Genomic DNA, 4,510 nt, shown 5'->3' on the forward strand with positions numbered 1-4,510 from the left:
TGCAGACCTTTCGTCATGGCCTCCTACCTTTCTTTCGGGCCTTACTGGCCGAATGTATCAGCGCCCCTCCATATGAGACGCTGCTTGCTGACAGCTCTAGTTATATCCAAAAATCACCCGCAATTCCACCTCGCCCCCGAACGGTCAACAAAGTGCGATGAACGGTATATCGCATGTGATTCCCCCATGATGTACTTCGGCGTTCTAAAGTAACTTTTCTAAGGTAAACGCTCTTTTTTCTCAAAAATCATTCGCAATTACAACTCCAATCTTTCGATTAGGAATTGCATATCTAAAACGGTTTTATGTATATAAATGACGCTTGTTCGTGTTTCTGTCTGTATTCGATGATATTCAGCTACCTATCATTCTTATTCACACATACTCACCAGTTGAGTGAGGATATAGACCGTTTTTCACAACGCGACGGGCGTCAGCTCTATGGTCTGTCAGCGTAAGAAGTAGGTAAAGATACCGTTCACGCGATACGTCCGTGCCATAGGTCGACTAAATTGAGACAATAGTGAATAGTGTTAGGCAACCGTCCCCTGCGGGGACTGAACGGACAGATGCATATGCCGAGCAAAATCGAAAAAAAGCAAGCCGCCGCAAAGCTGCGCAAACCGCCGCGCGACTTCTCGTACACGCAGAACCGAGAGCTCAGCTGGCTACGCTTTGACAACCGTGTGCTTGACGAAGCCTTCGACGAGACCGTTCCGCTGTTCGAGCGTCTAAAGTTCGTGTCGATTTTCGAGTCCAACCTCGACGAGTTTCTCATGGTGCGCGTGGGCGGCCTGTCCGATCTGGCAGAGCTCAAAAAACAGCCTGTCGACAACAAGAGCAATATGACCGCCTCCGAACAGGTCGATGCCGTCATGGCCGAAATGCCCGGGCTCCTTACCCGATGGGAGTCCATCTTTAAGAGCATCGAGGGCAAGCTCGACGCCCTGGACGTTCACCGCGCGCGTGTCGATTCGCTTACGCCCGAGGAGCGCACCTTTGTAACCCGCTACTTCCAGGCCTACGTGTCGCCGGTCATCTCACCGCTGGTGATTGACCCGCGCCACCCCTTCCCCAACCTGCGCAACGGCGCACTCTACCTGGCCTGCGGCCTGGACGGCGTCACCGACGAGGAAAGTCTGCTGGGCCTAATCGAGATTCCCGCCTCGATGAACCGCGTGGTCGAGATCCCCTCGCCCGCCGGCACCTACTCCTACATTCTGCTCGAGGACGTCATCCTCGCCTGCCTGGACAGCTGCTTTGGCTCCTATAAGCCGCTCGACCGCGCGCTCATCCGCGTCACCCGCAACGCCGACATCGATCCGGACGGCGAGGGCGTCGAGGAGGAAGAGGACTACCGCCAGCACATGAAGCGCATCCTCAAGAAGCGCCTGCGTCTGCAGCCGGTAGTGCTCGCGGTCTCGGGGTCGCTCGAGAAGGCGACGCTCAAGACCATCCGCAAGGCGCTCGAGCTTTCTCGCCGCTCGGTCTTTACCTGCGATATCCCGCTCGACCTAGGCTACGTCTTTGGCATTGAGGGCAAGATTCCCGAGCACCTGCGCAACGAGCTGCTCTTTACGCCGTTTAAGCCGCAGCCCAACCCCACCATCGACATGTCCCGTTCCATCCGCGAGCAGGTGCTGCAGCACGACAAGCTGCTCTTTTACCCTTACGAGGCCATGAATCCGTTCTTGGACCTGGTGCACGAGGCCGCCTACGACCCCGAGTGCATCTCGCTGCGCATCACGCTCTACCGCGTGGCCAAGCAGAGCCGCCTGTGCGAGTCGCTGATCGATGCCGCCGAGAACGGCAAAGAGGTCACGGTGCTCATGGAGCTCCGCGCGCGCTTTGACGAGCAGAACAACATCGAGTGGGCCGAGCGCCTGGAAGAGGCCGGCTGCACCGTCATCTACGGCTCCGAGGGCTTTAAGTGCCACTCCAAGATCTGCCAGCTCACCTATCGCGAGGGCATGGCGCTAACGCGCCTGACGCTGCTGGGCACCGGCAACTTTAACGAGAAGACGGCCAAACTCTACAGCGACTTTATGCTCATGACCGCTCACCCCGGCATCGGCGAGGACGCCAACCTGTTCTTCCGCAACCTGTCGCTGGGCAACCTGCGCGGCGATTACCGCTTCCTGGGTGTGGCGCCCGTCGGACTGAAACCGCTCATCATGCGCGGGCTTGACCGCGAGATCCAGCGCGCCCTCGCCGGCGAGCCCGCCCGCGTGTTCTTTAAACTCAACTCGCTCACCGACCGCGAGGTCATCGACAAGATCGCCGAGGCATCGTGCGCAGGAGTCCGCGTGGACATGATCATCCGCGGCATCTCGTGCCTCAAGCCGGGCGTTCCTGGCAAGACCGAGAACGTGCATGTCCGTTCTATCGTCGGACGCTTTTTGGAGCATGCGCGCGTTTACGCCTTTGGCGTGGACTCGGACATGATCTATCTGAGCTCGGCCGACATGATGACACGCAACACCGAGCACCGCGTGGAGATCGCCTTCCCCGTGCTCGACCCCACCTGCCGCGCCCTGGTGCACGAGTACATGAGCATGCAGCTGCGCGACAACGTGAAGGCCCGCAGCCTCACGAGCGACGGCACCTGGGTCCCCGTGGAGCGCGCAGAGGGTGAGAAACCCTTCAACTCGCAGGAAGCCCTGCTGGAGCGTGCCTACCGCAACGCCGAGGCCGCGCCCGAGCCCGTCATTGAGGCAAAGCCCGCACCTGCTCCTAAGCCGCAGCCGGCCACACCCGAGGTTCAGAAGGTCCAGGCGACCGTCATTGAGCCCGAGCCCGCACCTGCACCTCAGCCCGAGCCGCAGGCAGCTAAGCCCGCACCCGAGACGAGCGCCCGTCGCGATAAGCCCGCCGGCAAGACCAAGGCCATCGAGCGCCATCGCCCCGGTCGTGTGCGCATGGGCCTGGGCCTGATCGGCCTGGGTCTTAAGACGCTCATTACCGGCAAGACGAAATAGTCGTTTGTAGAAGCAGTTTGTAGAAGCGCCCCGCATTTGAGGAAAGCCTCGGATGCGGGGCGCTTTTCCCTGCTACCATGGTGCGAGCAACAACACGAATGACAGGCAGGGATATGAAGCTCACTATAGAATCGATGACCTACGGCGCCGACGGGCTGGCGCACGCCGACAACGGCAAGGCCGTCTTTGTGCAGGGCGCCGTGGCAGGCGACACCGTCGAGGCCGAGGTCGTACAGGACGGCAAGTCGTTCATGCGCGCCCGCACGACCGAGATTCTGGAGCCGAGCCCCGATCGCATTCAGCCCCCCTGCCCCTTCGTTGGCATCTGCGGCGGTTGTTCGTGGGGCAATCTCTCACGCACGGCACAGCTCGCCGCCAAGGAGCAAAACCTGCGCTCCACGCTCGAGCGCATCGGCAAGTTCGCTCCTGAGCAGGTCGATGAGTTGGTACAGCCCATCTGCCACACCAAGGACGACTGGGGCTACCGCAATAAAATCGAGCTCGAACCGACCGTCGTCAACGGTCGCGTGCGCCTTGGCATGCACGGTGTCGACCCCAGCAAAATCGTGACCGTCGATGCGTGCCCGCTGTTCGATAAGCGCTTCCCGAAGGCGCTCAAATCGGTCGTCGGCGCACTCAACTATCTAAGCGGCAGCCATGACTTGGGACTCGAACGCGTGGGCATTCGTGCATCGCGCCGTACCAAGGCACTCGAGGTCGCACTCTGGACGCCTACAGGCTCTTTTCCGCGCTCGCAGGTCTCCCGCGTGCTGGCGGACGCCGCTCATCCCACGAGCATCGTGCGTGTGATGAGCAAGGGCGAAAAGAAGGCCCGCCGTGTCTCCAAGGTCGAAATGCTCGCCGGAGAGGGCTCATGGACCGAGAATATCGCCGAGGGTCAGATGCGCTTGTCTGCCCCGTCTTTTTTCCAGGTCAACACCAAGGGTGCCGAGATTTTGATCGAGCTTGTCATGGAAGCGCTCGACCCGCAAGAAGACGAGCTTGCCGTGGACCTGTACTGCGGCGCCGGAACCTTTACCCTGCCGCTCGCCCGCCGCTGCGACTTCGTCGCCGCCGTCGAGGCCTACGGCCCGGCCGTGCGCGACCTGCGCCGTAACTTGGAGATCAACAAGCTTGATAACGTCGACGTCATTGGCGGAGACGCGGTGCGCGAGTTCCCCGACCAGGATGCCGACGTCTTGGTGGTCGACCCGCCGCGCGCAGGCCTCGCCCCCGAGGCGATCGACCTTATCGCCAGCACGAGTGCTCGCGATGTCGCCTACGTGAGCTGCGACCCCGCCACCCTGGCACGCGACCTTAAGCGCTTTGTCGAGGAAGGTACCTTCTCCCCCGTCAAGATCACGCCGGTCGATCTGTTCCCGCAAACCTTCCACTGCGAAACCGTCGTCCACCTCAAGCGCAACTAGACTGTTTGCCCCAGACCACGCCCGATGATTTTTCTGGCACGGGGATAAAAATAGATTTGCTCCGAATGATTATTTAAGGCTCTGTTAGACCAGGATTGACATTCC

2 protein-coding genes are annotated in these 4,510 nt (G+C 60.3%); both read left to right on the forward strand.

The genetic code is table 11. From position 1 onward, the window contains the following. Positions 1–575: 575 nt before the first annotated feature. Positions 576–2,978, forward strand: a complete 2,403-nt coding sequence (gene ppk1, locus DW211_RS09915; protein ID WP_233540996.1) for a polyphosphate kinase 1 — start codon at positions 576–578, stop codon at positions 2,976–2,978. A 98-nt stretch (positions 2,979–3,076) separates the two neighbouring features. Further along, positions 3,077–4,405, forward strand: coding sequence for a 23S rRNA (uracil(1939)-C(5))-methyltransferase RlmD (gene rlmD, locus DW211_RS09920; RefSeq protein ID WP_118260589.1), 1,329 nt, complete (start codon positions 3,077–3,079; stop codon positions 4,403–4,405). Positions 4,406–4,510: the final 105 nt, after the last annotated feature.

The sequence above is a fragment of the Collinsella sp. AM18-10 genome (assembly GCF_003471585.1).
In the GTDB taxonomy this organism is placed as follows: Bacteria; Actinomycetota; Coriobacteriia; order Coriobacteriales; family Coriobacteriaceae; genus Collinsella.